The organism is Elusimicrobiota bacterium (assembly GCA_041660925.1).
GTDB lineage: Bacteria > Elusimicrobiota > Elusimicrobia > UBA1565 > UBA1565 > JBAZUV01.
Genome location: JBAZVI010000003.1, coordinates 131,966 through 158,656, shown reverse-complemented (window position 1 = coordinate 158,656; position 26,691 = coordinate 131,966). Strand labels below are relative to the sequence as shown.

The window sequence follows — 26,691 nt, the reverse complement described above, 5'->3', positions numbered from 1 at the left end:
TTTGTAGGATTCCCTCATGACCGAGACACGGATATCCGACGCCGACGTCGAACTGCGGAGCGCCTCCCGCGAGCTGCGCTCCGACATCATCCGCATGATCGCCAAGGCGGGCTCCGGGCACCCCGGCGGCTCTCTCTCCGCCATCGACATCCTGGCCGCCCTCTACCTGAAGGTCCTGCGCCACCGGCCGGCCGAGCCGCTCTGGCCCGAGCGCGACCGCCTCGTCCTTTCGAAGGGCCACGCCTGCCCCGCGCTCTACGCCGTCATGGCGCGCTGCGGCTACTTCCCGCGCCAGCAGCTCGACACCCTCCGCGTCCTCGGCAGCCCCCTGCAGGGACATCCGGACCGCCTGCGCCTGGCCGGCATCGAGGCCTCGACCGGCTCCCTCGGACAGGGGCTCTCCATCGCGCTGGGGATGGCGCTCGCCGCGCGCATGGACCGCTCGGAGCGCCGGGTCTTCTGCGTGCTCGGCGACGGAGAGATGCAGGAAGGTCAGGTCTGGGAGGCGGCCATGGCCGCGCCCAAGTTCGCGCTCGAGAACCTCACGGCCGTCGTGGACATGAACGGCGGGCAGATCGACGGGCCGACCCGCGAGGTCATGGACATCGAACCCCTGGCCGAGAAGTTCCGCGCCTTCCGATGGGAGGCCCGCGAGGTCGACGGGCACGATTTCAAAGCCCTGCTCCCGGCCCTCCAGGCGCCGGGCAGCAAGGGCCGCCCGGTCGCGGTGCTCGCGAAGACCGTGAAAGGCAAGGGGGTCTCCTTCATGGAGGGCGGCATCGACTGGCACGGAAAGGCGCCCACGGCGGAGGAAGCCGCCCGCGCCCTGCGGGAGCTCGAGGGAGGGAAGTCATGACCGCCAAGGCCACGCGTCAGTCGTTCGGCGAAGCGCTCGCCGAGCTCGGGGCGAAGGACCCGCGCATCGTCGTCCTCGACGCCGACCTCGCGAAGTCCACGATGTCGCTGCCCTTCGCGAAGCGCTTCCCGGAGCGGCACTTCGAGTTCGGCATCGCCGAGAGCAACATGATCGGCGCCGCCGCCGGCCTCGCCCTCTGCGGGAAGGTCCCGGTGGTCACGAGCTTCGCCTGCTTTTTGACCGGCCGCCTCGAGAGCATCCGCATCTCGGTGGCCTACATGAAGACCAACGTCAAGCTCGTCGGCACGCACGCCGGCATCGGCATCGGCGACGACGGGGCCTCGCAGATGGCCCTCGAGGACATCGCCGCCATGCGCGCCCTGCCCGGGATGACGGTGCTCCAGCCGGCCGACGACCTCGAGACGCGCCAGGCCGTGGAGTGGATGCTCGCCCACGACGGCCCGGTCTACCTGCGCCTGACGCGGCAGAAAGTGCCCGACGTGCACGCGGCCGACTACCGCTTCCAGCCCGGCCGGGCCGACGCCGTCTTCGAGCCCGCGAAGCGCTCGCCGAAGCTGCAGGCGACGGTCTTCGCCAGCGGCGGGACCGTCGGAGAGGCGGTGGAAGCGGCGCGCGGCCTCGAGAGCCGCGGCTTCGCCGTGCGCGTCCTCAACTGCGCGAGCCTCGCGCCCTTCGACGCCGAGGCCGTCGCGAAGGCCTGCGCCGACAGCCAGCGCCTGGTGAGCGTCGAGGACCACAACGAGAACGGCGGGCTCGGCGGAGCGCTCTGCGAGGCCGCCTCGCGCGTCGGCGGGGTCCCGGTCGTCCGCCTCGGCGTGCGCTCTTTCGGCGAGTCGGGCCTGAGCGAGGAGCTCTACGAGAAGCACGGGCTTTCCGCCGCGCACATCGCCGAGGCCTGCATCCGCAACCTGTGAGAGCCGCCGCGCTCCTGGCGGCGCTGCTCCTGCCCGCCGCGCTGCACGCGCAGGCTCCGCCGCCCTACCTCCCGGTCTTCGACAAGGGGATGCACTCGGGAGGGATGGCCCTCGGGGTCGCCAACCCGATGGAGAGCGGCGGCTTCTCGAGCAAGGCCAAGCGCGGGCCCGCGATCGGGTTCCAGTACCGCTACTACACGAGCGACTGGATCGCCGTCGGCGCCGACCTCGGGATGAACATGTACGGCAAGATGACGGCCCCCGACGGCACCGCGTACCAGACCAGCGCGATCGCCTTCCAGACCGTGCTGCGCCTCAACCTCCTGCGCGAGACGAGCTGGACCCCGTACATGCTGGGGGGGATCGGCTTCAACAGCTTCAGCCTCAAGTCCACGCCGCCGCTCCGCTCGACGGCGCCCTCCCTCTCCGAGAAGACGACCGGTCCCGCGTTCTCCGCGGGCGGCGGGCTCGAGTTCTTCGTGATGCGCGGGCTCAGCATGTTCTTCGAGACCCGCTGGAACGGCTACAAGCGCCCGAAGAGCACGCACGGGGACTTCGACGCGATCACCGGCCAGCTCGGCCTCGCGATGTGGTTCAACTTCGAATGAAGACGGCCTGCGTCATCCCCGCCTACAACGAAGAAGCCGCCTTGCCCGCCGTGGTGGCCGGCTGCCGCCGCGCGGGCCTGAGCGTCTGCGTCGTCGACGACGGCTCCACCGACGCGACCGCCGCGCGCGCCCGCGCCGCGGGCGCGGAGGTGCTCCGCCACGAGCGCAACCTCGGAAAAGGCCGCGCGATCGAGAGCGGCGCCGAGCGGGCCGCCTCCGAGGGCTGCGAGGCCGTCGTCTTCCTCGACGCGGACGGCCAGCACGACCCCGCCGAGCTCCCGCTCTTCCTCGCCGCGCTCCGGGACGGCGCCGACCTCGTGGTCGGCTGCCGGAGCTTCGATGAGCGCATGCCCTTCGTGCGCCGCATGACCAACCGTTTTCAGAGCTGGCTGCTCTCCCGCATCGCGGGCCGCCCGCTCGGCGACACCCAGTGCGGCTACCGGCTCGTGCGCCTCGCGCTCTGGCCGCGCATCCGCCCCCGCAGCGGAGGGTTCGCCGCCGAGAGCGAAGCCCTCGTGCGCGCGGCGCGCGCCGGGGCGCGCCTGGCCTTCGTGCCGGTGCGCACGGTCTACCTCGAGGGGCGGCGCAGCCGCATCCGCCCTCTGCGGGACACCGGACGCTTCATCCTGCTCGTGCTGCGACTGCTGAAGGAGGGACGATGAGAACGCTTCCCGCCGCGCTTCTGACGCTCGCCCTGTCCGCGCCCGCGCTCGGCGCCGACGACGCCGGCCGCCCCGTGAGCTTCCATGCGCTCGGCTCGTCGGAGCAGGTCGCGGCGCTCATGAACGACGACCTCGCGAAGCCCGCGGAGCTCGCCGACCGCCTGGCCCTCGTCAGCCGGCGCTTCCTGGGCACGCCCTACGTGCTCGGCCCGCTCGGAGAGGGTCCGCAGGGGGAGTTCGACCGCGGCCCGCTCGTCAGCTTCTCCGCGCTCGACTGCACGACCTTCGTCGAGGAGACGATGGCCTTCGCGCTGGCCGGGAGCTACGCGGAGGGCCTCGACCTCCTCCGCCGCATCCGCTACCGCGACGGGATCGTGAGCTACGAGACGCGCAACCACTTCCCCGAGACGGACTGGCTGCCCAACCTGAGGGCCGCCGGCTTCCTCGCGGACGTCACGGGAGCCGTCGCGGGCGAACGCGTCCGCGTCGCGACCAAGGTCCTCTCCAAGCGCGCCTGGTACCGCGGGAAGACCGAGAAGGACCTCAAGGGTTTCGACGCCGAGCCGCCGGCCGCGCATCGCGCGCGACTGAGCCGCCTGCGCGCGCGCGGAGAGGAGATGCCCGACGAGAAGACCGCGCTGCCCTATCTGCCGGTCGAGGTCCTCGAAGAGCTCCTGCCCGCCATCCCGTCGGGGACCGTGGCGAGCCTCGTACGCGAGGGCCGGCCGGACAAGCCCACGCTCGTCACTCACCAGTTCTTCATCATGGACGGCCCGCAAGGGAAGGTCGTACGGCACGCCGCGTTCGGGAAGGCCGTCGAGGACGTTCCGGCGCCGGAGTACTTCGCCCGCCTCAAGGGCTCGTCCTGGCGCGTCCTCGGGATCAACCTCGCCGAGGTCCGCGCTCCCTGAGGAAGGGCTACTCCTGCTCGGAGGCGAGCGCCGCGGCGCCGAGCAGCCCCAGCCGTTCGTCGAGGACGACGCGCAGCGGCACCCCTTCGAGGAAGCCCCGCATCTTCACCTTGGCCGTGAATGCTCCGTCGTCGACGACCTTCCGGAGCAGGGGGAGGATGCGCGGGGCGATGCCGCCCCACAGGAAGACCCCGCCCGACGCGAGGTACTGCACGGCGACGTTCGCCGCCTCGGCGACGTAGACGGCCGCGAAGAGCTCCAGCGCATGCCGGCAGAGCGCGCTGCGCCCGCTCATCCCCAGCTCGATGACGGCGGAGCCGGCGTCATGGGCGTCGAGGGCGGGATCCGCGGCCTCGCCGCCGCGCTCGCGCAGGAAGCGGGCGATGCGGGTCAGCCCGGGGCCGGAGAGCACGAGCTCGTAGGTCGGGCGCGGATGCTCCCTCCACATCCAGCGGAGGAACTCCGCCTGGAGTTCATCGAGCGGCCCGAAGTCCGTGTGCCCGCCCTCGCTGGCCAGCGCCCGCCAGCCGGCGCCGGCGGGGACGAGGACGGCCTCCCCGAGACCGGTGCCCGCCGCGACCACGGCGCGGATCCCGCGCTCCGGGCCGGACGCGGGACGGAGCGCGGCGGTCTTCTCCAAACTCAGGAGGGGGAGACCGCGCGCGGCGCACTCCAGGTCGTTGGCCAGACGCACGCGTCCGGTCCCGGCGGCCTCGACGAGCTCGGCGCGCTCGATGACCCATGGGAGGTTGGGAAGGACGACGCGCTCGCCGCAGACGGGACCCGGCACGCCGAAGCAGGCGGACTCGACGCTCGCGGGGTGCTCGCGCAGGAACAGGCGCACGACCGCTCCGAAGTCCGAATGAGAACGGGTCGGATAGGTCTTGTCGGCGCGCAGGAGCCCTCCTTCGAAGAGGGCGAGGCGCGCGTGGGTGCCTCCGAGGTCCGAGACGAGGATCATGGCTCCGCGCCTATGATACCACGGAGTCCGGCTATGCTAGACTCCCTTCATGCAGCCGCTCTTCGAACACCCGGACTTTCAGGTCCTCATCGACACGCTCCCCGACCCCCTCCACGTGATGGACGCCGACTTCCGCATCCTCGTCATGAACAAGGCCTTCCGCCAGCTCAACGCCGAGCTGGGGCTCACCGCCGACATCGTCGGGATGACCCTGGAGGAGGCGTTCCCCTTCCTCGGCCCATGCGTGCGCGAGGAGTACCGCCGGGTGCTGGAGGGGAAGGAGACGCTCATCACCGAGGAGCTGAACGTCCTCGGCAGCCGGCGCATCCACACCGAGACGAAGAAGACCCCGCTCGTCCTGCCCGACGGCCGCGCAGGCGTCGTCACCCTCATCCGGGACATCACCGTCCACAAGCTCGTCGCGGAGGCGCTCCTCGCGGAGCGGGAGCTCTTCACCGGCGGGCCGACCGTCGTCCTCGCTTGGGGAGCGGAGAACGGCTGGCCGGTCGAGTACGCCTCGCCGAACGTCCGGGAGGCGCTCGGCTACGAGGTCGGAGACCTCCTCAGCGGGAGGATCCGCTACATGGACCTCGTGCACCCCGAGGACCTGCCGCGCGTGAAGGACGAGGTCGCACGCTTCTGCGCCGACGGACTCCCGTCCTACGAGCAGGAATACCGTCTGCGCCACGCCGACGGGATCTATCGCTGGGTGCGGCAGTTCTCCGTCGTGAAGCGCGACGACGGAGGAGGCATCGCACGCTTCCACGGCTACGTCATCGACATCACCGCCCACCGCAACGCCGAAGACGAGATCGCGCGCCTCACGCGCGAAGGCTCGGCCGCACGCAAGAGCGCGGGCCGCTCCTCCCGAAAGAAGCCGTCTTAGGATCCGACCGGGAGAGCCCCGGTCAGCGCGTCATCGCGGGGTCGACGCGCGAGCCGTCCGCCTCTCGCGTCGTCCCTGCGGCGTTCGTGCCGGCTTCGCCGGCACCTACGTCCGACGCAGGGACGGGCACCTCCGCGGACGCCTCGGCCGGAGGAGGCGCCGTCTGCATGCGCTGGGCCCGGTTCATCAGGATCATCGTCATCGCGGCCGCCCAGAGCAGGCAGACGAGCAGGAAGCCGTACGCCGCGTAGCGCAAGGCGGGCGAGACGGGGGGGATGCGCTCCCCGGGGTCGAGCCGCAGGAGCTCGAAGGCCTGCTCGGGCGTCAGCTTCGGTGCGGGTTCCGTCGAAGCGGAACCCGCAGGGCTTGCCGGAACCGCGGCCGGAGCCGAAGGGACGATCGCCGGAGACTTCGCCGGCGCGGGCGCCGGGACGACGGGAGCGGGCGGCGCGGCGTGAGCAGGTTCGGCGGACGCAGGAGCGTCCTTCTGCGTCCGCCGGAACGGTTCCTTGCAGAAGTCGCACCAGCCCTGAGCGTCGGGCGTCTCGAAACCGCAGGCCGGACACTTCATCGCGTCCAGCCCTCCGCACGGAAGGCGTCGCGATGATGGCGCACCTCGCCGTCCTGCACAGCGACCACGTCGAAGCGCACGCGCGCGTCCGCGAGCCCGCGTTCTTCGAGCCAGGCCTGCGCGATGCGTCCCAGACGCTCCTGCTTGGCCGGTCCTACGGCCTCCTCGGCCGGGCCATGCGACGCGCCGGCGCGCGTCTTCACCTCGACGAAGACGACGTCCTCGCCGTCGCGAGCGACGATGTCGGCCTCGCCGAAGGGGGAACGGTAGCCGCGCTGCAGGATGCGCAGCCCCTTCGCCTTCAGGTGTTCGACCGCGAGCTCCTCGCCGCGGGCTCCGAGGGATTTCCGGCCGTTCATGCGAGGACCTCCGCAACAGGGGAGAAGCTGCGCCGATGCTCCGGCGAGGGGCCGAGCCGGCGCAGGGCCGAAAGGTGCGCCGGCGTCCCGTAGCCCTTGTGCCGGAGGAAGCCGTAGCCGGGATGACGCCGGTCGAGCACCCGCATCCAGCGGTCCCGGACGACCTTCGCGACGACGCTCGCCGCGGCGACGCAGAGCGAAAGAGCGTCGCCGTCGACGACGACCCTCTGCGGCCGGCGTAGGCCCGGGACCCGGCGGTTGCCGTCGACGACGACGAGGGTCCCGGGGCCGGGGCGCGCGCGCTCGACCGCGCGGCGCATGGCGAGCAGAGTCGCGTTGAGCACGTTGAGCCGGTCGATCTCCTCGCGCAGCGCCCAGCCGACGCCGACCGCGGCGGCGCGCGCGCGGATCACGGAGAAGAGCTCGTCGCGGCGGCGGGGGGTGAGGGTCTTGGAGTCGCGCACGCCCTCGAACCCCTCGAGCCCGGGCGGCAGAAGAACGGCGGCGGCGACCACGGGCCCGGCGAGAGGGCCGCGCCCGGCCTCGTCGACTCCGAGCAGGGCGGAAAAGCCGAGCCCGCTGCGGAGTTCCTTGTCGAAGGTTCCGAGCGGGCTCTGGCCCACGGTGTGGGGGATACGGATCAGGCCTTGGGGGCCTCGGTCTTGGCGGCCGGGGCCGGCTTCTCGGCCGCGGGAGCGGCCGCGGCGGGCTCGTCCGCCATGACCTCGATCTCGCGGTTATCCTCGCTCAGGCGGGCGGCCTTGCCGGCGAGCCCGCGGAGGTAGAAGAGGCGCGCGCGCCGGGCCTTGCCGGTGCGGACGACCTCGATCTTCTGCACGCGCGGGGAGTAGACGGGGAAGGTTCGCTCGACGCCCACGCCGAAGGAGATCTTGCGCACGGTGAAGGTCTCGCCCACGCCGACGCCGCGGCGCTTGATGACCGTGCCCTCGAAGACCTGGGTGCGCTCGCTGTCGCCTTCGGTGACCTTCAGGTGCACCTTGAGCGTGTCGCCCGCGCGGAACGCGGGGAGCTGTCGTTTTTCCGGCTGGGGGATCTTGATAGATGCCATGTCACGTCCTCACACGATGAGATGAACGATTTATTCTAGCTTTTCCGGCGGCGTTTGCCAACCCCCGCGGCGGCCAGGAGGTCCGGACGCTTCCTCTTCGTCGCCGCGAGCGCCGCCTCGAGCCGCCACGCCTCGATCTTCGCGTGGTCGCCTCCGAGGAGGATCTCGGGGACCTTCCGGCCCCGCCAGACGCTCGGGCGGGTGTACTGAGGGTAATCGAGGAGCCCCGTCGAGAAAGACTCGCGTGCCGAAGCGTCCGGCTTCTTCAGGACCCCGGGGATGAGGCGGGTCACCGAATCCGCGACGACCATCGCGGGGATCTCGCCTCCCGTGAGAACGTAGTCCCCGACCGAGAGCTCGAGGTCCACATGCTCGAGGATGCGCTCGTCGACCCCTTCATAGTGCCCGCAGACCAGGACGAGGTGCTTCTCCCGGGAGAGGCGCTCGGCCGTACGCTGGTCGTAGCGCGCGCCCTGCGCCGAGAGCAGGACGACCTTGGAACCCCTCTTGCGGACCTTCTTCAACGCGCGGTAGAGCGGCTCGGCCATCATCACCATCCCCGCGCCGCCGCCGTAGGGCCGGTCGTCGACCGTATGGTGGCGGTCCTCGGAGAACTCCCGAGGATCGGTGAAGGCGAACTCGACGAGGCCGCGCTCGGCCGCCCGCCGGAGGATGCTCTCGGAGAGCGGCCCCTCGAACATCCGGGGGAAGAGCGTGACGAAGTCGATGCGCAAAGGCCCCGGGGCCCGAGCGCGCGCTCGGACCACGGCTACTCCACGTCGACGACGACGGACTTCTCGGCCTTCGCGGCGGCGACGCCGACGACCGCGCGGATGGCTTTGATGACCTTGCCCTGCTTGCCGATGATCTTGCCCTTGTCTTCCTCGGCCACGCGAAGCATCAGGCGCGTCACGCCGCCCTCTTCGCTCGCCGTGACCTCGACCTTGTCCGGCTGGTCGACGATCTGCTTCGCGATGTAGAGCGCGAGCTCCTTCATGCCTTCGCCCCGGCCTTCTCCTGCTTCGCGTACGCCTTCAGCAGGGACGCGACGGTCTCGGTGGGCTGAGCGCCGTTCTTCTTCCAATGGTCCACGCGCTCCGTCTTGACCTGCAGCTTGTCCTTCATCTTCTCGCCGCGGGGGTTATAGGAACCGAGCACTTCGAGCGGCTTCCCGTGCGGTCCGCGCGTCTTCTCGATGGCGACCAGACGGTAGTAGCTCTGGTGCGGCTTCCCGATCCTCTGCAGCCTGATGCTCACGGCCATGGTGCGTCCTCCTGTTTCGCGCGGGGAATTCTATCCCCGCCGATTAAAAGCTTCCTGCGCCGCCCGGCGCATGGTGCGCAGCGCCGCGAGCGGGTCCGCCGCGCCGAACACGCCGGTCCCGGAGACCAGGCTGTCGGAGCCGGCGCCGGCGGCGAGCGGGGCGGTCTTCGGCCCGATGCCCCCGTCGGTCTGCAGCCAGACCTTCCGTCCGGACCGATCGATGGCGGAGCGCAGGGCGCGGATCTTGGGCAGCATGCGCTCCATGAACGACTGTCCGCCGAAGCCCGGCTCGACCGTCATGACCAGGACGAGGTCGAGCTCGTCGAGCCAGGGCAGGACGGCGGAGGCGGGGGTGCGGGGCTTGAGCGCGAGGCCCGCGCCGACGCCCATGCGGCGCAGGCGGCGGAGAAGGGGGACCGGCTTCGGGCAGGTCTCGGCGTGGAAGACGACCCAGTCGGCCCCGGCCTTCGCGAAGACGGGGCCGTAGGTCTCGGGGTCCTCGACCATGAGATGCGCGTCGATGCGCGCGCCGCAGCCGTCGAGGGCGCGCAGGACGTCGGGGCCGTAGCTCAGGTTCGGCACGAAGCGGCCGTCCATGACGTCGAGCGAGCACCAGCCGGCCGAGGCGACGCGCGAGAGCGAGGCGCGCAGCGCGCCGGGGTCGGCGGCGAGCAGCGAGGGGACGACGCGCACCTGGCCGTCGGGAAGGGGGCGCCGCGCCTTCAAAGGTCGCGCTCCTCGACGAGGATGCCGTTGAGGAAGATCTTGACGCGGGCGCGCCCGGCGGAGGGCAGGGGAAGCTCGACGCGGGAGCCCGGCGCGCGCAGGCCGTTGAAGAGCTCGCGCTCGCCGTGCTGGTCGACGAGGACGATGCGCACGAGGCTCTCGGAGGAGCCCTGCGGCACCTGATAGACGAAATCCGAGGAGCGCGCCTCCGTGCGCGCTCCGGGGCGGGAGCTGATGGTCAGGCGCACCCGCGCGGACTCGGAGACGACCGCGTCGGGCTGCGGCTGCTGGTCGAGCACCGTGCCGTAGGGGAAGAGCGAGTTCGAGTCTTTGACGAGCTCGAGCGCGACGCCGTGCCTGGAGGCCCAGGGCTCCGCTTCCGCGGAGTTCTTGCGCAGGAAGTCGGGCATGAGCACGATGCTCTCGGGCGGCTGCCCGGCGGAGACCACGACGTTGACGAGCGTGTTCTTCTCGACGCTCGACTCGGCCTTGGGGTCCTGGGAGAGCACGAGCCCCTTCTCGAAGCGCAGCGAGTACGACTCCGTCATCTCTCCAAGGGCGAGCTGGCCCTGGCGAAGGAGCATCTCGGCGTTGCGCAGCGGGAGCCCGATGAGGGAGGGGGTGAAGACGGTCTCTCCTCCCTGACTGACGACGACGCGGACCGTCTTGCCCTCGCGCACCTTCGTGCCGGCCGGCGGGCGCTGACGCAGGATGGAGCCGATGGGGACGGCGCCGTTGAACTCCTCGCTTTCCTTGAGCAGCGGAAGGTCGAGCGGGGCGAGCATGCTCATCGCCCCGGCCAGCGACTTCCCGCGCAGGTCGGGGACGACCTGGACCTTGCGGTTGTGCACGGCCCCTTCGAGGCCCCATCGCAGCGCGAAGACGGAGACGACGAGCACCGCGAGAGCGGCGAGGACGAGTTCGACGACCGTCGGCTTGAAATCCTTCAGGGGATGATCTCCAGTCGGTCGCCCGGCCCCGTGCGCAAACCGTTGAGGAAATCCGCCGCGGACATCGGCTTCTTCCCTTCGGGTTGGACTTCGCGGAGCCAGACGCTGCCGAGGCGGCATTCTACTAAAACCCCTCGCGCGCGTTCAACGCGCGCGACCGAGCCGGGGTCGCCGCCGACCTCCGCCTCGCCCGGGAAGGTGCTCAGGACGGCGGCGCGCAGCGGACCGCGCGGGGTCGCCAGCCGCAGGAACGGCCGCGGGCCTCCGGCGAGGGCCCTCACGCGGTTGTGGAAGACGGACGCGTCGAGGGAGAAATCGAGGCGCGCGTGCTCGGGGCCGAGCTTGGGCGCGCGGGTCTGCGCCCCCGTCTGCGGCTCGCGCCGGACGCGGCCGAGCGCGACGTCCGCGAGGGCCCCCTCGAGCTCCCGCACCCCGAGCGACACGAGCCGGGACATCAGGGTCCGCGCGTCGTCCTCCGGCCGCACGTCCTCCTCGGCCATGCGCTGGACGGGGCCGGTGTCGAGCCCCTCGTCGATCCAGAACAGGGTGACCCCCGTGCGGGCGTCGCCCTCCATGAGCGCCCAGGCGACCGGCGCGGCGCCGCGCCAGCGCGGGAGCAGGGAGAAGTGTACGTTGAGGAAGCCGTGCCGCGTCGCCGCGAGGGTCTTCGCGGAAAGGATCCGCCCGTAGGCGACGACGACCGCCATGTCCGCCCCGAGCGCCTTCAGTTCGTCGGCGGCTTCGGAGGGCCGCGCCGGCTGGAGGACGCGCAGGCCCAGGCGCAGCGCGGCGTCCTTGACGGGCGGGGGGGTCGGGCGCAGGCCGCGCCCGGAGGGGCGGTCGGGCTGGGTGAGCACCGCGACGACCTCATGCGCGCGGGCGCAGGCCTCGAGGAAGGGAACGGCCTCCTGCGGCGAACCGAGGAAGAGCAGCCTCATTTCCAGTTCTTCTTCAGGTCCCGGAGGAGCCCGGCGACCTTCAGGCGCTGCACGAGGTCCAGGCGGTCGAGAAAGAGCTTGCCGTCGAGATGGTCGACCTCGTGCTCGAAGGCGCGTGCGAGCAGACCGGTCCCGGTGCGCTCCCAGACGCGGCCCTTCTCGTCGAAGGCGCGCACGCGCACGCGCGAGTGGCGGCGGACCCGCGCATAGACGCCGGGGACGGAGAGGCAGCCCTCCTCCTCGACGACCGCGCCTTCCCGCGCGACGACCTCGGGATTGATGAGGACGAGCCGGTCCGGCTTGCCCTCGGCGGTCTTCACGTCGATGACCGCGAGCCGCAGCGGCAGCCCGACCTGCGGCGCGGCGAGGCCGACGCCCCTGGCCGCGTACATGGTCGCCCACATGTCCCGGAGCAGGGCCGGGAGGTCCTTGCGAAGGAGCTCATAGTCCGCGGGTTCGGCGCGGCCCTTGAGGACGGGCTCGCCGTGCTTGGTGATGCGGAGGATCATGAAGCCCTTACTGCTCTCGGGAGGCGAGGACCCGGAGGACCTCGGCGGGGGACTCCAGGGCGGAGACCTCGTCGAGGAGGGCGGGCTGGAAGAGCGCGGAGACGCCGCGCAGGAGGTGGAGGTGCTGGGTGAAGACCTCCTGCCGGTTCGGGGAGAAGAAGATGCACATCGCCCGGATGATGTAATCGGGCTGCTTCGGGTCGGGCAGGCCCTGCGGGAGCAGCCCCAGGACGGCGACGATGGAGTCCAGCCCGTCCATGCGGGCGTGCGGGATCGCCATCCCCGTGTCGAGGGTCGTGCTCATGCCCTGCTCGCGCTCGATGACCTTGGCGTAAAAGCGGCCGGGGTCGCCCAGCTTGCGGATGCGGCAAAGGCGCTCGATGAGGACCTTGATGAGCTGCTCCTTGGTCTTGCCGGCCGGCAGGCGGAGGATGAGATCTTCGGTCAAAAGCTGTCCGATGCGCACGCTGCTGTTTAGGGCTGCGGGAGCGGGGGACGGGCTCGGGGAGGAGTTGGACGACGCTGCGGCCTTGCCGTCCTTCTTGCGAAACCAGCCTAAAGTCATTTAATTTGGTCTTTTCATGATACCAAAATAGGGGGGAAAAGACTAGAATGGGAGGGATGCTCCCTCTCAGGGGAAAGACCGTCCTCTTGACCCGCCCGAAGGCCCGCGCCGAAGGACTCACGCGCGCGCTCGCGCGCAAAGGCGCGCGAGTCGTGCACGCGCCGCTGATCCGGACCGTCCCGCCGCCGAGCTGGTCCGCGCTCGACCGAGCCCTGCGGGAGCTCCCGGACTTCGACGCCGTCGTCTTCGCGAGCGCCAGCGCCGTCTCGGCCTTCTTCGGCCGCGCCCGCACCCTCGGCCTGCGGCCCCGGCCGCCCCGGCGCCTCTACGCCGTGGGCCCGGCCACCGCCGCCGCCCTCCGGGAGCGGGGTTGGAACGCCGCCGCCGTCCCCGAGAGGCATGAGGCGCGTGCGCTCGCCCGCCGGATGGGGAAGGTCCGCGGCGCGAGGATCCTCCTGCCGCGGGCGCTCGAGGGACGAGAAGAGCTTCCGCGCGCGCTGCGCCGGGCCGGCGCCCGGCTCGTCGTCGCCCCGGCCTACCGCACGGTCCCGGACCCGGAAGGACTCCGGGCCCTGCGCGCGCTGACGCGGCGCGGGGAGACCCCCGATTGGACCGTTTTCGCCTCGCCCTCGGCGGTCGAGGCCTTCTTCTCCGCGCTGGGCGCGCCGGCCGCTCGGGGCTTCCTCGCCGCCGCGCGCGCGGCCTCCATCGGCCCGACGACGTCGGCCGCCCTGCGCCGGCGCGGAATCGAGCCCGCGGCCGAGGCCGGGCGGCGAGGCGCCGAGGAACTCGCCGGCGCCGTCGCCCGCCGGGAAGCCGTCCCCCGTGCGCTCCTGCGCCGCACGCTCCATGAGGCGCTTCGTGCGGGGGGCGCCGTCCTGCGCGCGCGCTTCGGGAAGGTGCACATCCGCTACAAGGGCCGCGCGAACCTCGTCACCGAGGCCGACCACGCGAGCGAGCAGCGCGTCCTCGACATCGTGCTCGCCCGCTTCCCGGACCACTCCTTCCTGACCGAGGAGCGCGCCCCGCGCACGACCGCGTCCGATTTCACCTGGGTCATCGACCCGCTCGACGGCACCACGAACTACGCCCACGGCTTCCCCGCCTTCTGCGTCTCCATCGGACTCCTCCGCCGGGGCCGCCCGTTCATGGGAGGGGTCTACGACCCGAGCCGCGGGGAGCTCTTCTTCGCCGAGCTCGGCCGCGGGGCGACGCTCAACGGACGCCCGCTGCGCGTGAGCGCCGCGGGGCGCGTCGAGGACTCTCTCCTGCTCACCGGCTTCGCCTACGACCGGGCCCGGCGCGCCGACTATCTCCTGCGGTTCTACAGCGCGTTCATGAAGCGCTGCCACGACGTGCGCCGCTCGGGATCGGCCGCGCTCGACCTCGCCTGGACGGCGGCGGGAAGGGTGGACGGCTACTGGGAGTTCTCCCTGAACCCCTGGGACGTGGCGGCCGGCGCGCTGCTCGTGCAGGAGGCCGGGGGGAAGGTCACCGCCTTCGACGGTCTCCCCTGGAACGAACCGGAGTCCTTCGGCCGGCAGACCCTCGCCAGCAACGGCCGCATCCACGCGCAGATGCTGCGCGTGATGCGGCCTCTTCTATGAGGGTGTTCTCGAAGTTTTGAGGAACGACCTTTCCTCACTGCCTCCCCCCAGGGGGGAGGGCAGGGTGAGGGGGGTACCCCAACAAGGATCGCCCCTCTCCCGACCCTCGCTGGCGCCCCGGCGCTGATAGCGCCAGGTCCGCTACACGGAATGCGGACGCCCGTGGGGAGAGAACGCCGCAGAGATCGCCCCTCTCCCGACCCTCTCCCGTGGGGAGAGGAAATAGGGAAAAGAGACGCTAATAGATCAGAACTTGAATCCGAGGGTGATGCGGTGCGTCATCCCCAGGTCCCCGAAAGGGACCCAGGCGTAGTCGATGCGGCCGCGCAGCAGTTCCACTCCGAACCCGGCCGACATCCCCGCAAGGCCGTCGACGCCGCGCTCGTTGCGGACGTTGTAGCCCCCGCGCAGGGACGCGCGGAAGTCCTCCGCGAAAACCTGGCGGAATTCGAGACCGAAGCTGGCGTACGGGTCGTCGTCGACGGGCAGGTGCCCGTCGAGCATGCCGTTGAGGCGCGGGTTGATGTGCCACAGCGTCCCCAGCTGGACCTTGAAGGGGAGGGGATCGGAGGCGCCGCCGAGCTTGAGCGGCGGGCCGAGGTTGACGAGCGAGGCCCCGACGTCGAGCGGCCCCTCCCCCATCTCGGTGACGCGCTCGGCCTGGACGCCGAGGTCCACGGCGAAGGTGGTCCCGCTCGCGCCGGCGAGCTCGGAGCGGATGAACTTGAGCCCCGCGCCCGCCCTCACCGGCCCGACGACGCGGCCGTAGCCCAGCCCGAACGCGAGGTCGCTCGGCGTGAAGGAGGAGGTCGGATCGCCCTTCGCGTCGTAGCCCTGCAGGGCCGACTGGGAGAAGTAGACCAGGGAGGCTCCGAGGGCGCCGCGTCCTCCCCCCAGGGGGCGCCCGTAGGCGATTGAGCCCGCGTAGGACGTCTCGAGCAGCATGTTGTAGGCCGCGCTGACGTCGGAGAGTCCGTGCTCCTCGAGCACGGCGAGCCCGGCCGGGTTCCAGAACATGGATTCGGAATCGCGGACCGCGGCGACCCCCGAGCCGCCGAGAGCCAGCGCGCGCGCCCCCGCCGGCAGCCGAAGGAACGCCGCGCCCGTCGTGCCCGCCGCTTTCCCGGAGAAGGGGCCGTCGGGGAAAAGCTTCGCCCGCGCGGGGGCGGCGAAGAACAGCGCGACGAGGGGGAGAATACGAGCTAGACGGGCCAGACCGGGCCTCGCTTCTTCGGCTCCATCTCGCCGCTCGGCTTGAGGACCAGAGTCTCGTCGGCGCGCAAGTCGGCGGGAACGGGGGAAGGCTCGGTCGGAGCCGGCGCGGGCCTGGGAGCTTCCGTCTCCTCGGCTTTCTTCTCTTGCGCGGGGAGGGGTATCGATTCCACCGGCACGGACTTGGCGCCCGCCGGGAGCGGGATGCGCACCGGCTCGCCGCGGCGTCCGGGAAGAGTCTCCTCGGCCGGGACCGGAGCGTTCGCCTGGGGCGCCGGCGCGAGCTCCGCCTTCACGACGGGTGCGGAGGGCTCCGGCTTCGGCGCGGCGGCGCGCTGGCCCTTCTCCTCTCGCGCCGTCCCTGACGCGCTCGGGGGTGCGGCGTGTCCGTCGCGCTGTTCGTCTTCCTTCCGCGACGGACCTTCGGCGCTCTGGCCCGCCGAAGGGAGCTCCGACTTCACGACGGGCGCGGGCTGCGGCTTCGCGACCGGCTTCGGAGCAGGCTTCGGAACGGACTGCGGCTTCGGTCCCTCGACGACGCTCGGGACCGGCCCCGAGCTCTGCCGAGAGGTCGGGGCGGGAACAGGCTGCATCGCCGCGGCGTCGACGTGCGCGCTCACCTGCTGATGAAGGTCCTGCTGGAGGTCCCCGAGGCGGGAAAGCAGCGCGTCGAACTGGTTGTCATGGCGCTGCACGAAGCCGGTGAGCTCGCCCTGGAGCGCCTGGATCTCCTTCTCGAAATGCTCCATCTGCGTCTTGAGGTTCTGCAGGTAGACGACCGCGGGACTCACGGAGCCGGTCGAGCTCTTGATCTCCATCTTTCCCAGCGTCGTCTCGGACAGAGGCGTCGGCGCAGGGGCGGCCTTCGTCTCGACGGCCGGGAGCTTCTGCAAAGCGTCCTTCAGCGAGACGACGGGGACCGGCTCGCTCGGCGAAGCTTTCTCCGGCGCCGGAGTGCTGAGGGGTTCGTCGAGCGGCGCCTCGTCCTCGGCGGCGGCGCGGTAATGCTTGAAGACGAAGACGAACGCGACGAGGCCCAGAAGCAGGCCTGCGACATACGACAACGCCCATACATCGGTGAGAAGCGCGCTCATGTCGGGGGAAGTTATAGCAATTTTTCGACTCCTGTCAATACTGCGTACCATATACTCTCGCCGACACACGGCGGAGGAGGAGAATGAAGCGCGTCGGACGGTCGCGGACCGCCAGAAGACTCAAAGGGAATGGAAATCTTTAAATACATAAAGTCTGGCACACTTCTCCTGTTGCGGCGATATCAATAGGTATATCATGTCTTTTGAATAGCTATCACTATTTAAAGTCTGGCACTCAAAAATGTTGACATGGAATCGGGCTCTGTGCTACCATCTTTCAAGATGCCGAGCATCCCCAACCGCCGGTCCACTATTGTCCGCTCTCCCCGGACCAGGAAACCCGACAAATCATGAACCGAAACGAGACGCCTGAACCCATCGCCATCATCGGACTCGGGGGGATCTTCCCGAAATCACCCGACATCCCGACCTACTGGCGGAACATCCTCGCGAAGGCCGACTGCATCAGCGAGGTCACGGCCGACCGCTGGGACTCGCGTCTCTACTACAGCGCGGACCACTCCGCGCCCGACAAGACCTATTCGAAGATCGGCGGCTTCGTCCGCGACTTCAAGTTCGACCCGCTGCCGCTTCGGATCCCGCCCCCGGTCGCCAAACAGATGGACACCGTCCAGCAGTTCGCTGTCGCCGCGACCGCCGAGGCCCTGCGAGACTCCGGCTACGACAAGAAGCCCTTCGACTCCGAGCGCACCGCGGTCATCTTCGGCAACGCGATGGGCGGGCCCAAGAAGGACGAGACCGACCAGCGCGTCTACGCCGTCGGCGTGCGCCGCCGCGTGCTCGAGTCCAAGTCGCTCTCCCACCTCGACGCGCCGGCGCGCGAGGCCGTCGCCGACGAGATCGAGGCCGCGATCAAGTCCGGTCTCAGCACCATCAACGAAGACACGATGCCGGGAGAGCTCTCCAACGTCATCGCCGGGCGCGTGGCCAACACCTTCAATCTCAACGGGCCGAACTTCACCGTGGACGCCGCCTGCGCGGCCTCGCTCGCGGCCGTCGCCCAGGCCGTCAACGGCCTGCGCCTGCGCCAGTTCGACATGGTGGTCACCGGCGGCATCGACCAGATGATGGCCCCGCCCTCCTTCGTGAAGTTCTCCAAGATCGGCGCGCTCTCGGCCGACGGCTCGCGCCCCTTCGACGCCGGCGCCAACGGCTTCGTCATGGGCGAGGGGGCGGGCGTCCTCGTGCTCAAGCGCGTCTCCGACGCGGTGCGCGACGGCGACCGCATCTACGCGCTCATCCGAGCGATCGGAGCCGCCTCCGACGGACGCGGCAAGGGCATCACCGCCCCCAACCCCAAAGGCCAGCGGCTCGCCATCGAACGCACCTTCGCGCAGCTGGACTACCTCCCCGAGGACGTCGGGCTCCTCGAAGCGCACGGGACCTCGACGAAGGTCGGCGACCAGGTCGAACTGCAGACCGCCTCCGAATCCTTCAAAGGCGCACGGCCCGGCTCCATCGGCATCGGTTCGGTCAAATCGCAGATCGGGCACCTCAAGGCCGCCGCCGGCATCGCGGCGCTCATCAAGGCCGCGCTCGCCGTCCACGAGAAGACCCTGCCGCCGAGCATCAACTTCAAGAACCCCAACCCCGGCGTGGACTGGGCGTCCTGCCCGTTCTTCGTCGTGACCGAGCCACGGCCCTGGTCCTCCGCGGGCAAGCCCCGCCGCGCGAACGTCTCCGCCTTCGGCTTCGGCGGGACGAACTTCCACCTCGCTCTCGAAGAGGCGACCCCGCAGACGGTCTCCTGGACCTCCGCGGCGTCCGCCGCGGCCGCCGAGCCCGGACCGCGCGTCGATCCGTCTCTCCTGAGCACGGGAACCCTGCCCAACGCCCTCGGGGGAGAGGCCTTCTTCATCGGCGGCGCGAGCAAGGCCGCCGTGCTGGAGTCCCTGCGCGAGCTGCGCGCGCGCGTCCCCGCCCAGGGACCGCTCACGCGCCTGGCCGGCGAGTGGAACGCCGCGCGCCGCTCCGGCGAGTTCGTCGTGAGCATCGCGGCCGAATCTCCCGAGAAGCTCGTCGAGAAGATCGACCTCGTCCTCAACGCAAAGGCCGACGTGTGGGAGAAGACCCCGCCGGTCTTCCGCCCCAAGGCCATCCACCCCGAACGCCGTCCCGCGAAGCGCCCGAAGATCGGCTTCATGTTCCCGGGCCAAGGCCTGCAGTACGTGGACATGCTCCGCGACATGGCGGCGAAGTATCAGGTCGTCGCCGACACCTTCGCCGAGGCCGACCGCATCATGGCCGAGCGCACCGGCCCCCTCACCGAGATCCTCTGGACGAAGGAGGGGGAGACGCCCGCACAGGTCGAGGCCAAGACGGTCCGCATCAAGCAGACCGAGATCACCCAGCCCGTCGTCCTGACGGCCGACATCGCGCTGCTGCGCCTGCTGCGCCAGTACGGGGTCGAGGCCGACATCGTCTACGGCCACAGCCTCGGGGAGTACGCCGCGCACGTCGCCGCCGGCGTCATGGAGTTCAAGGACGCGCTCTTCGCCGTGAGCATGCGCGCCAAGGAGATGGCGCACCTGCACGTCGACGACAACGGGAAGATGGCCTCCGTCTCCTGGCCGGAGGAGAAGATCGCGCCGGTCATCCGGGACATCCCGGGCTACATCATCGCCGCCAACAAGAACTGCCCGATCCAGACCGTGCTCTCCGGCGACAGCGCCGCCATCGACGAGGCCATCCGCCGTCTCACCGCCCTCGGAGCCCAGGCGCAGGCCATCGAGGTCTCCCACGCCTTCCACTCCAAGATCGTCTACCCGGCGCGCGAGCCCTACGCCGTCTTCCTCGACAAGGTCGAGATCCGCGCACCGCGCATCCCGATCCTCTCGAACCTCACCGCCGAGTTCTTCCCGAAGGACGTCTCCGAGATCAAGCGCATGATGGTCGAGCACATGACCTCGCCGGTCGAGTTCATCCGGCAGACGAAGAGGATGTACGACGAGGGCGTGCGCGTCTTCGTCGAACTCGGCCCCAAGCGCGCCCTGACCGCGTTCGTGCAGACGACGCTCGAGGACAAGCCCGACGCCCACGTCTTCGCCTCGAACCACCCCAAGCGCGGCGGCGTCCAGGAGTTCAACGACCTGCTCGCCCGCCTGGAGTCCGTCGGCGTGGAACTGAAGATCGACGGGGCCGACCCGGCCTCGCCCCGCTCCCTATATACGCCGGCCTACAAGGCCTGGGCGGCGGGCACGCCGTGCTCCTCTCTCCCTGCGTCGGCCGCAGGTGCCGGTGCAGCCGGCACGAACGCCGCAGGGACGGTGCGAGCGGAGAGCGACCAGCGCACCGCCGCACAGGACGAGAAATGGGGCTTCTACACCGGCCCCGTCGTCGTCAGCGGCGTCGCCGCCGGGACCCCCGGGCAGTGGGAGCGCGTCTTCCGCGAGGACGGCATCGACTCCCTGCTGCGCGGCCAGAACCTCATCAGCCGCCTGCCGGAATCCGAGGCCGAGCGTCAGATCGACAAGAACATCCTGCGCCTCATCAAGTCCGACGACGGCAACCACCGCCTCGAGCGCATCCAGTCGGCCGCCGAGGTCGTGCGGCTGGCGGGCGTCGCCGGCGAGTTCGACCTCGCCAAGGAGTTCGGCTTCAAGGACGCGCTCGTGCACGCGATGGACAGCGCCTCGCGCCTCGCCGTCGCCGCGGGGGTCCTCGCGCTGCGCGACGCGGGCCTCCCGCTCGTGCGCACCTACAAGAAGACCTCGCTGGGGACGCTGCTGCCCTCCGGGTGGGCCCTGCCCGAGCCGCTGCGCGCGGGCACCGGCGTCATCTTCGCCTCCGCCTACACGAACCTCGACGCGATGGCCTCCGAGGTCGCGCGCTACCTGGCCGACAAGTACCGCGGCAAGCCGCTGCGCGAGCTCTCCGAACTCTTCGACGCCCTCGTCGAGAAGGTCTCCGATCCCTCCGAGAAGGAAGCCCTGCGCCGCTGGCAGACCGAGAGCTTCCAACCCTACTACGAGAAGCACGGGAGCGCCGCCCCCTACGAGTTCAGCCGCGACTTCCTGCTGCGCGTCATGCCGCTGGCCCACTCCCAGCTCATGCAGTGGATCGGCGCGCGCGGGCCGGGCATGCACCTCAACGCCGCCTGCGCCTCGACGACCGAGGCCGTGGGCGTCGCCGAGGACTGGCTTCGCCTGGGACGCGCCGAGCGCGTCCTCATCATCGCGGGCGACGACCCCTCGGGAACGGATCTGCGCGAATGGATGCTCTCCGGCTTCGTCGCCGCCGGCGCCGCGACGACGAGCGCGGTCGTCAGCGAGGCCGCCCTGCCCTTCGACCGCCGCCGTCACGGGATGATCGTCGGCATGGGCGCGGCCGGCATGCTCCTCGAGCGCGGCGCGCTCGCCGCCGAGCGCGGCATGCGTCCGCTCGTCGAGATCCTCTCCACGCAGTACGAGAACAGCGCCTTCCACGCCACGCGTCTGGAGCCCAACCACGTCGCCGACGTCATGGGCCGCCTCGTCGCCAAGGCCGAGAAGCGCTTCGGCGTGGACCGCCGCGCGATCGCCGCCAAGGCGCTCTTCATGTCGCACGAGACCTACACCCCGGCCCGCGGCGGCTCCGCCTCGGCCGAGGTCGCCGCCCTCCAGCGCACCTTCGGCGCCGACGCGGCGAAGATCGTCGTGACCAACACCAAGGGCTTCACCGGCCACTCCATGGGCGCCTCTCCCGAAGACCCGACCGCGATCCGCGCGCTCGTCACCGGCGTCGTGCCGCCCATCGCCAACTACAAGGAAGCGGACCCCGACCTCGCCGGCATCAACCTCAGCCGCGGGGGGGACTACGACCTCGAGTACGCGATCCGGCTCGCCGCCGGCTTCGGCTCGCAGATCGCGATGACCCTCTCGCGCCGCGTGCTGCGCAAGGGCGAGGCCCGCATCGCCGACCCGGCCCGGCACAAGGCCTGGCTCAAGGCGATGTCCGGGCAGGACGCGCCGGAGCTCGAGGTCGTCCAGAACACCCTGCGCGTGAAGGAGAACGCCGCCGCCGCGCGCGCGACAAACATTCCAGCCCCCGGGCCCGCGGTCCATCCGACTCCCATCTCCCTGCCGCAGCCTGTTGCCCGGCAGACTCCCTCCCCGACGCCGGCGGCTGCCATTCGCCCGTCGACACCTGCGGCGGGCCTTAGCGCCGCAGGTGCGGTGCGAGAGGAGGACATCCGGCGCACCGTCCTCGCGATCGTGAGCGAGAAGACCGGCTACCCGGCGGAGATGCTCGAGCCCGACCTCGACATGGAGGCCGACCTCGGCATCGACACCGTCAAGCAGGCCGAGCTCATCGGCGTCATCCGCGAGAGGTACGGCATCCCGCGCAAGGAGAACCTCTCCCTCAAGGACTATCCGACGCTCAACCACGTCGTGCGCTTCGTCCTCGAGAGCACCGGAGGAGCCTCTCACAGCGCCGCGCCCGCGCCTCAGTCGGAGGCCGTTTCCTTCAAGCCGGAGCTCCCTTCGGCGGGCCCGAGCGCCGAAGGGACGGCGCGAGAGGAGAGGGGCCAGCGCGCCGCCGCACCGGCTCCGACCGCGGCGCCCGCCCCGCGCATCGCCGCCGGGAACGAGGCCGCCGTCCTCTCGGACGTCGTGGCGATCGTCAGCGAGAAGACCGGCTACCCGGCCGAGATGCTCGAAGCCGACCTCGACATGGAGGCCGACCTCGGCATCGACACCGTCAAGCAGGCCGAGCTCCTCGGGATCATCCGCGAGAAGTACGGCATCCCGCGCAAGGAGAACCTCTCGCTGAAGGATTATCCGACGCTGCGCCACGTCGCGCGCTTCGTCGTCGACAGCGCCGGACTCCCGTCCTCCGGCGGGATTCCGGCGGGGTCTTCTCGGACCGTCGCGAGCGCGGGGACGCAGCCGTCCGCTCCCGCCGCGTCCATCGCTGCCCCGTCCGCTGTACAGACGATTCCTACGCCCACGGCGACGACCGCAGCGGACGGTGAGCAAAACGTCGTCAAGGCGGTCGTCGCCCTTGTCAGCGACAAGACCGGCTACCCGCTCGAGATGCTCGAGCTCAACCTCGACATGGAGGCCGACCTCGGCATCGACACCGTCAAGCAGGCCGAGCTCTTCGGCCTCATCCGCGAGAAGTACGGCATCCCGCGCAAGGAGAACCTCTCGCTCAAGGATTATCCGACGCTCAGCCACGTCGTGCGCTTCGTCGTCGAAAGTGCCGGGGGCTCGTCCTCCGGCGAGACCCCGGCAGTCGCTCCGCAATCCGCGCAGCAACTCCCGGCAACCCCCGTGACAACGGCGCGCGAAGAGGACGTTCTGCGCGCCGTTGTCACGCTCGTCAGCGAGAAGACCGGCTACCCGCTCGAGATGCTCGAGCTCAACCTCGACATGGAGGCCGACCTCGGCATCGACACCGTCAAGCAGGCCGAGCTCTTCGGCCTCATCCGCGAGAAGTACGGCATCCCGCGCAAGGAGAACCTCTCGCTCAAGGACTATCCCACGCTGCGCCACGTCGTGCGCTTCGTGCAGGCCGGATCCTCGTCCTCCGGCGAGGCTCCGGCGGCGTCGACACAAGCTGCTGCCGCGGTCGAAGCCCCCATGACCGCGAATCCAGCTCCCGTCGAGGCCCCCTCGGCGATCGCCCCAGCGATCGCCGAACTGGACGAAGACCCCTACCGCGACGCGAAGTTCGCGCCGTGGCGCGTGAACGCCTTCCCCAAGCCCGCGAAGGGGAGCGCCCCGACGCTCGACAAGGAACGCGCGATCGTCGTCCTCGTCCTCGAGCCGAAGACGGCCGAGCCCTACGCGGCCGCCCTCGAGGCGGCGGGCGGAGCCCCGGTCGTCGTGAAGACCGCCGACTGGGCCGACGCGGCCGAGGCGACGGCCGAGCTGCGCAAGACCCTGAAGGACCGCAAAGCCGGCGCGATCCTCGACCTCACCGCCCTCGAGCTGCCGGCCGGGTTCGACGAGATGACCCCGTCGGCCTTCGACAAGACCTACCGCCGCACCGCCCGGGCGCTGTTCCTGACGGCGCAGAACCTGCGCGCGGACCTCGTCGAGGCCGGCGCGAAGGCCTGGATCCTCGTGCTCACCCGCATGGGCGGCGCCCACGGCGTGAAGTCCGAGAAGGGCTTCCAGCCCATGGCCGGCGCGATGACCGGGCTGGCGAAGGCCCTCTGCCGCGAGTTCGACAAAGCCGCGGTGCGCGCCGTGGACTTCGACGAGAAGGCGCAGCCCGCCGACATGCTCGCGCTCGCCCTCGGAGAGGTCGGGTCCGAGGACCCGCGCCGCGAGATCGGCTACAAGGACGGCGTGCGCCAGGCGCTGCGCCTCTTCCGCGTCGGCCGACGCGAACCGACCACGCGCCGCGTCACCCAGCGCTCGGTCTTCCTCATCACCGGAGGCGGCGGCGCACTCGCCGCCGAGCTCGCCAAGGACATCGCCCGGCGCTGGAAGCCGCGCATCGCCCTCGTGGACCTCTTCCCGCTGCCCAAGGAGGCGACGGTCTGGGCCCGCATGAGCGAGGACGAGCTCAAGGCGATGAAGGCGAAGATGTGGGAGGACATGAAGGCGGACAAGAGCCGCCGCGCGACGCCGGCCATGCTGGAACGCGAGTTCCGCCGCATCCTCAACACGATCAAGCTGCACCACGGCATCGAGGAGCTCATCCGCATGGGCTGCAGGGTGAGCTACCACGCCGCCGACCTCACCGACCCGGCCGAGACCGCGCGGGCGGTGAAAGGCGCGATCAAGGATTTCGGGCAGGTGGACTACGTGTTCCACACCGCCGGCCTCGAGGAGTCCAAGCTCATCGCCGACAAGAAGGTCGAGAACTACGACCGCGTCGTGCGGCCCAAAGCCCACGGCGCCTTCAACCTCATGAAGGCCCTGCCGCACTCCCCGGGCCAGCGCTGGGTGTTCTTCTCCTCCATCGTGGCCCGCTTCGGGAACCTCGGGCAGGCGGACTACGCGACGGCCAACGACTTCCTCGTGAAGCTCGCCGCGCACATGAACGCGACCGGCCGCTCGGCCGTGGCCTTCGACCTGACGGCCTTCGCCGAGGTCGGCATGGCCACCCGCGGCGGCGTTCAGCAGTTCCTCGAGTCGATGGGCGTGGACTTCATGCCGCCCAAGATCGGCCTCGGTCTTCTGCTCGACGAGTTCGCGCTCGGCCGCGAGACCGAGGTCGTCCTCAGCGGGTCTCTCGGAAAGCTGGACGCCGACGGCATCATGATCCAGGGTCCGCTGCCGCCGGAGGCCTTCCTGACCCCGGCCCTCGAGGCCGTGGCTCCCAAGGTCCAGAAAGCGAAGGTCGACGAGAAGCCGGTCCACCTCTTCGACCGCGTGCTCGCCGAAGGACCCGGCCACGTGCGCCTGACGAAGACCTTCTCGCTGGAGGGCGACCCCTGGCTTCACGACCACTCGATCAGCGGGGTGCCCTACATCCCCGGCGTCATGGGCATCGAACTCTTCGCGGAGTCCGTCGCCCGGATGACCGGCGCGCCGCCCAAGGCGCTGGCGGAGGTGCGCTTCGCGCTCCCCATCAAGCTTCTGCGCGGCAAGCCCGCGACCGTGCGCGTCGACGCGAAGCGCGAGGGCCGCGAAAGCGCGCTCGCCATCGAGTCGGACTTCTTCAACGCGGCGGGCGTGAAGCTCGGCGCGCCGCGCAGCCACTTCCAGGCGCGCATCTCCACCGCGGGGGGCGACGGCTGGAAGGGCCTGAAGAAGCCGGCGATCCCGACGGGCAAGGAGCTCGTCGCGGGCAAGGAGACGATCTACACGCTCAACTTCCACGGCCCGAGCTTCCAGGTGCTCGCCGGGATGTACGAGCTCGGCGAGAAGCAGCTCCTCGCGCTCTACCGAAAGCCCGAGAAGGCGCTCTGGGAGAAGGACGGCCGCACGTTCGTCTGGAACCCGCTCCTCATCGAGGCGGCGTTCCAGACCTGCGGCTTCCGCGACCTGCACTTCACGAAGAAGCTGACCCTGCCGGACACCGTGGGGCTCGTGCAGGTCTTCGACCACGGGGCTCCCCCCGAGGAGCTCTACGTGCACGCGGTCTACCGGGGAGAAGAGGGCGACAAGCGCATCTACGATGCGGCCGTCTTCGACGGACAGCACCGCGTCTGGGTGCGCCTCGCCGACTATCGGATGATCGCCCAGGCATGAGCCTCACCGAACGCGTCGGACCCTGCCGCCTCCTGCGCCTGAGCCCTGAGGAAGCCGCGCGCTGGGCCGAGCGCTACGAGGGGGGAGAAGACCTCTCGGAGCAGCTCGGCGCCGCGGAGCTCGCGCAGCTCGCGGCGTTCAAGGTGCCCAAGCGCCGCAAGGACTGGCTCTCCGGCCGCCTCGCGGCCAAGCGCTTGGTCTGCGCGCTTCTCGCCGAGAAGGGGCGCTCCGACCGCCTCTGCGAGGTGGCCATCCTCAACCGCCGCGACGGCTCGCCCTACGCGGCGCTGCCCGGCGACCCCGAAGCCGGCGCCCCGTTCCTGTCCATCTCCCACGGACCGGGCGGGGCCGTCGCCGCGGCCGCTCCCGCCAACGGCCGCGTCGGCGTGGACGTCGAGCGCGTCGCCGAACGCCCGCAGTCGTTCCTCACCATCTTCGCGCACCCCAGCGAGCGCCCCGCGCTCGACACCCCGCAGGCGCAGACGCGCCTGTGGACGCTGAAGGAGGCCGTGCTCAAGCTCCTGACCCTCGGCCTCTCGGTGGACCTCTGGGACGTGCGCTTCGTTCCTGATCTGCAGCTGGCCCCTGCGTCGGACCCTGCCCCCGCTTCGCGGGGCGCCGCAGGGGCGAGCCGAGTGGAGCCCCCGTCCGCTTCCCAGAGCGCGTCCGGGGCGATGCGAAAGGAGAACTGCCCGCGCCTCGACGACCTGCGGCTCGAATTGCACAATCGCGCGCGGGCCCGCTGGGAAGCGCTCGGCAGCCCCGAGATCCGATTCGAGACCCTCCTCCGCGGCGAGGAGACCCTGAGCATCGCCTACACGAGCACGGAAGGCCGACCATGAACGCCCCCGAGAGCA

At 70.7% G+C, this 26,691-nt stretch carries 23 protein-coding genes and 1 pseudogene; 9 read left to right on the top strand and 15 right to left on the bottom strand.

Annotation, left to right across the window (positions count from 1 at the left end; translation table 11 throughout):
• Positions 1-16: 16 nt before the first annotated feature.
• From WC969_05775 to WC969_05755, 5 genes are read left to right on the top strand one after another with little or no spacing between them, the layout of a single operon-like run.
• Positions 17-856 carry a transketolase gene (locus WC969_05775; protein MFA6029340.1) on the top strand — a complete coding sequence of 280 codons (840 nt, stop codon included), beginning with the start codon at positions 17-19 and terminating at the stop codon, positions 854-856.
• Positions 853-1,791 (top strand): transketolase C-terminal domain-containing protein, encoded by a 939-nt coding sequence (locus WC969_05770; protein ID MFA6029339.1) that lies wholly within the window; start codon positions 853-855, stop codon positions 1,789-1,791. Before WC969_05775 ends, WC969_05770 begins: the two co-directional genes overlap by 4 nt.
• On the top strand, positions 1,788-2,399 hold the full coding sequence (locus WC969_05765; protein ID MFA6029338.1) for an outer membrane beta-barrel protein: 612 nt from the start codon (positions 1,788-1,790) through the stop codon (positions 2,397-2,399). Before WC969_05770 ends, WC969_05765 begins: the two co-directional genes overlap by 4 nt.
• Positions 2,396-3,061, top strand: a complete 666-nt coding sequence (locus tag WC969_05760; protein ID MFA6029337.1) for a glycosyltransferase family 2 protein — start codon at positions 2,396-2,398, stop codon at positions 3,059-3,061. Before WC969_05765 ends, WC969_05760 begins: the two co-directional genes overlap by 4 nt.
• On the top strand, positions 3,058-3,972 hold the full coding sequence (locus WC969_05755) for an N-acetylmuramoyl-L-alanine amidase-like domain-containing protein (protein MFA6029336.1): 915 nt from the start codon (positions 3,058-3,060) through the stop codon (positions 3,970-3,972). The genes WC969_05760 and WC969_05755 overlap by 4 nt, the downstream gene beginning before the upstream one ends.
• 7 nt (positions 3,973-3,979) lie before the next feature.
• Here the strand turns inward: WC969_05755 and WC969_05750 are convergent, their stop codons facing one another.
• Positions 3,980-4,933 carry a glucokinase gene (locus WC969_05750; GenBank protein ID MFA6029335.1) on the bottom strand — a complete coding sequence of 318 codons (954 nt, stop codon included), beginning with the start codon at positions 4,931-4,933 and terminating at the stop codon, positions 3,980-3,982.
• A 49-nt stretch (positions 4,934-4,982) separates the two neighbouring features.
• Between WC969_05750 and WC969_05745 the strand changes: the two genes are divergently transcribed.
• Complete coding sequence (locus tag WC969_05745; GenBank protein ID MFA6029334.1) at positions 4,983-5,819, top strand: PAS domain-containing protein; 837 nt, start codon at positions 4,983-4,985, stop codon at positions 5,817-5,819.
• A gap of 22 nt (positions 5,820-5,841) precedes the next feature.
• On the opposite strand, the gene WC969_05740 is transcribed toward WC969_05745, so the two are convergent.
• The 12 genes and pseudogenes from WC969_05740 to WC969_05685 form a co-directional block, all read right to left on the bottom strand.
• Entirely contained in the window at positions 5,842-6,390 is a 549-nt protein-coding gene (locus tag WC969_05740) for a hypothetical protein (protein ID MFA6029333.1), read from the bottom strand.
• Positions 6,387-6,749: a YraN family protein gene (locus WC969_05735; GenBank protein MFA6029332.1), complete on the bottom strand. Its 363-nt coding sequence runs from the start codon at positions 6,747-6,749 to the stop codon at positions 6,387-6,389. The genes WC969_05740 and WC969_05735 overlap by 4 nt, the downstream gene beginning before the upstream one ends.
• Entirely contained in the window at positions 6,746-7,390 is a 645-nt protein-coding gene (locus tag WC969_05730; GenBank protein MFA6029331.1) for a ribonuclease HII, read from the bottom strand. The genes WC969_05735 and WC969_05730 overlap by 4 nt, the downstream gene beginning before the upstream one ends.
• 101 nt (positions 7,391-7,491) lie before the next feature.
• Positions 7,492-7,818 (bottom strand): annotated as a pseudogene (rplS, locus tag WC969_05725) (50S ribosomal protein L19).
• A gap of 35 nt (positions 7,819-7,853) precedes the next feature.
• Positions 7,854-8,585, bottom strand: a complete 732-nt coding sequence (gene trmD / locus WC969_05720; GenBank protein MFA6029330.1) for a tRNA (guanosine(37)-N1)-methyltransferase TrmD — start codon at positions 8,583-8,585, stop codon at positions 7,854-7,856.
• Between the two features lie 2 nt (positions 8,586-8,587).
• A complete protein-coding gene (locus tag WC969_05715; protein MFA6029329.1) occupies positions 8,588-8,815 on the bottom strand; it encodes a KH domain-containing protein in 228 nt (75 codons plus the stop codon).
• Entirely contained in the window at positions 8,812-9,075 is a 264-nt protein-coding gene (gene rpsP / locus WC969_05710) for a 30S ribosomal protein S16 (protein ID MFA6029328.1), read from the bottom strand. Before rpsP ends, WC969_05715 begins: the two co-directional genes overlap by 4 nt.
• Positions 9,076-9,111: 36 nt before the next feature.
• The gene (locus WC969_05705) at positions 9,112-9,807 is read right to left on the bottom strand and encodes a ribulose-phosphate 3-epimerase (GenBank protein ID MFA6029327.1); all 696 of its coding nucleotides are present in this window, start codon (positions 9,805-9,807) and stop codon (positions 9,112-9,114) included.
• On the bottom strand, positions 9,804-10,706 hold the full coding sequence (locus WC969_05700) for a PASTA domain-containing protein (protein MFA6029326.1): 903 nt from the start codon (positions 10,704-10,706) through the stop codon (positions 9,804-9,806). Before WC969_05700 ends, WC969_05705 begins: the two co-directional genes overlap by 4 nt.
• Before the next feature lie 47 nt (positions 10,707-10,753).
• Positions 10,754-11,695: a methionyl-tRNA formyltransferase gene (gene fmt, locus WC969_05695; protein MFA6029325.1), complete on the bottom strand. Its 942-nt coding sequence runs from the start codon at positions 11,693-11,695 to the stop codon at positions 10,754-10,756.
• Positions 11,692-12,204, bottom strand: a complete 513-nt coding sequence (gene def, locus WC969_05690) for a peptide deformylase (protein MFA6029324.1) — start codon at positions 12,202-12,204, stop codon at positions 11,692-11,694. Before def ends, fmt begins: the two co-directional genes overlap by 4 nt.
• A gap of 7 nt (positions 12,205-12,211) precedes the next feature.
• Positions 12,212-12,769, bottom strand: a complete 558-nt coding sequence (locus WC969_05685; protein MFA6029323.1) for a PTS sugar transporter subunit IIA — start codon at positions 12,767-12,769, stop codon at positions 12,212-12,214.
• A gap of 56 nt (positions 12,770-12,825) precedes the next feature.
• On the opposite strand from WC969_05685, the gene WC969_05680 reads away from it, so the two are divergent.
• On the top strand, positions 12,826-14,376 hold the full coding sequence (locus WC969_05680; GenBank protein MFA6029322.1) for an inositol monophosphatase family protein: 1,551 nt from the start codon (positions 12,826-12,828) through the stop codon (positions 14,374-14,376).
• A gap of 246 nt (positions 14,377-14,622) precedes the next feature.
• Here the strand turns inward: WC969_05680 and WC969_05675 are convergent, their stop codons facing one another.
• Together WC969_05675 and WC969_05670 are read right to left on the bottom strand one after the other, a co-directional pair.
• Positions 14,623-15,555 carry a PorV/PorQ family protein gene (locus WC969_05675; protein ID MFA6029321.1) on the bottom strand — a complete coding sequence of 311 codons (933 nt, stop codon included), beginning with the start codon at positions 15,553-15,555 and terminating at the stop codon, positions 14,623-14,625.
• A gap of 23 nt (positions 15,556-15,578) precedes the next feature.
• Positions 15,579-16,682, bottom strand: a complete 1,104-nt coding sequence (locus WC969_05670) for a hypothetical protein (GenBank protein ID MFA6029320.1) — start codon at positions 16,680-16,682, stop codon at positions 15,579-15,581.
• Between the two features lie 350 nt (positions 16,683-17,032).
• Between WC969_05670 and WC969_05665 the strand changes: the two genes are divergently transcribed.
• Entirely contained in the window at positions 17,033-25,834 is an 8,802-nt protein-coding gene (locus WC969_05665) for an SDR family NAD(P)-dependent oxidoreductase (protein ID MFA6029319.1), read from the top strand.
• Complete coding sequence (locus tag WC969_05660; GenBank protein ID MFA6029318.1) at positions 25,831-26,676, top strand: 4'-phosphopantetheinyl transferase superfamily protein; 846 nt, start codon at positions 25,831-25,833, stop codon at positions 26,674-26,676. Before WC969_05665 ends, WC969_05660 begins: the two co-directional genes overlap by 4 nt.
• The last annotated feature ends 15 nt before the right edge of the window (positions 26,677-26,691 follow it).